Genomic DNA, 1,539 nt, shown 5'->3' with positions numbered 1-1,539 from the left:
CACCAGCTCGATGCCAGGCGCCTGGTGTTTCTGGACGAGACCTGGAGCAGCACCTGCATGACGCCGCTACGCGGGCGGGCCCCACGCGGGCAGCGTTGCGTAGCCAGTGCTCCGCATGGGCACTGGAAGACCAGCACCTTCATTGCCGCCTTGCGCTGTGATGCGCTGACAGCCCCCATGGTGACCGATGGCCCCATCAATGGCGCCGTGTTTCTGGCGTGGGTCAAAACCTTTCTGTGCCCGACACTTCGCCCTGGCGACATCGTCATTGCCGACAACCTCTCCAGCCACAAAGTGGCGGGCGTGCGAGAAGCCATCGAAGGCGTTGGCGCCGGCATTCGCTATCTGCCACCGTACTCGCCGGATCTGAACCCCATTGAGAAGCTTTTTGCCAAGTTCAAGGCGCTGCTGCGCAGGGCGGGCGAGCGCACGGTGGGTGCGCTGTGGCGGCGCATGGGGCAGCTGGTTGATCTGTTCTCGGCTCAAGAGTGTGCCAATTACTTCAGATCAGCTGGGTATGTAATTAATTAAATCGAAACAGCTCTAGCGAGCAGCGCACAACGCAGAAATGCGCCGCAGATGGGGCTTTTGCAAAGGTCTCAGCCTTTGCCATCATCCACCATGATTGATCTGCACTGCCATTCTCATGTTTCCGACGGCGCCCTGCCGCCGCGCGAAGTGGTGCGCCTCGCCCACGCCAACGGCTGCACCCTGCTGGCCCTCACCGATCACGACCACACCGGCGGTTTGGCCGAAGCGCGGCAGGAAGCCGACCGTTTGGGCTTACGGCTGATCAACGGCGTGGAAATTTCCGTCAGCTGGCGCGGCCGCACCATCCACATTGTCGGCCTCAATTTCGACGAGCGTGATCCCGGCCTGCAAAACCTGCTCGCCCAACTGCGCCAAGGCCGCCTCGAGCGCTTCGCCCGCATTGCCGACAAGCTGGCCGCCAAAGGCATAACCGGCGCCTACGAAGGTGCTTTGGCGCTGGCCGCCAATCCCGAAATGGCCAGCCGCACCCATTTGGCGCAATGGCTGGTGGCGCAAGGCCATGTACGCAACAAACAGCAGGCTTTCACCAAATATCTGGGCGACGGCAAAAGCGCCGCCATGCGTCACGAATGGGCCAGCCTCGAGTCCGCCGTCGGCGCCATCACCCAAGCCGGCGGCATGGCCGTGATCGCCCACCCCATGCGCTACCCGCTCTCCGCCACCGCCAAACGCCACCTGATTGAAGCCTTCGCCGCCTGCGGCGGGCGCGCCATGGAAGTACACAGCGGCGCCTGCAACCTGAACGACCGCCTAAACTACGCCCTGCTGGCCGAACGCTACGGCCTGCTGGCCTCCTGCGGCAGCGACTTCCACCGTACCGGCGATTACGGCAGCGGCATACTCGGCGCCTGCCCGCCCCTGCCCGCCAACTGCCGTCCGGTTTGGGAAGCCTTCGGTTAAATGCCACGTTGAATAGCCCGTCCAAACCGCAGCAGTCCCGCTTTAGAACCTGTTCATCGGCACAGCCTGAGCCGGGCTTTTCAGGTA

Annotated in this window: 2 protein-coding genes; both read left to right on the top strand. The window is 63.4% G+C overall.

What is annotated here, in order from left to right; translation table 11 throughout:
- Positions 1-531 (top strand): IS630 family transposase (locus HMPREF9371_RS01370; RefSeq protein WP_009118020.1); only part of this gene is annotated, 531 nt, incomplete at its 5' end.
- A gap of 90 nt (positions 532-621) precedes the next feature.
- Positions 622-1,452: a PHP domain-containing protein gene (locus HMPREF9371_RS01365; RefSeq protein WP_040659926.1), complete on the top strand. Its 831-nt coding sequence runs from the start codon at positions 622-624 to the stop codon at positions 1,450-1,452.
- Positions 1,453-1,539: the final 87 nt, after the last annotated feature.

The organism is Neisseria shayeganii 871 (genome assembly GCF_000226875.1).
GTDB classification, from domain to species: domain Bacteria; phylum Pseudomonadota; class Gammaproteobacteria; order Burkholderiales; family Neisseriaceae; genus Eikenella; species Eikenella shayeganii.
Note: the sequence above shows the minus strand (reverse complement) of the source record. Positions and strands in the feature narration are given on the sequence as shown.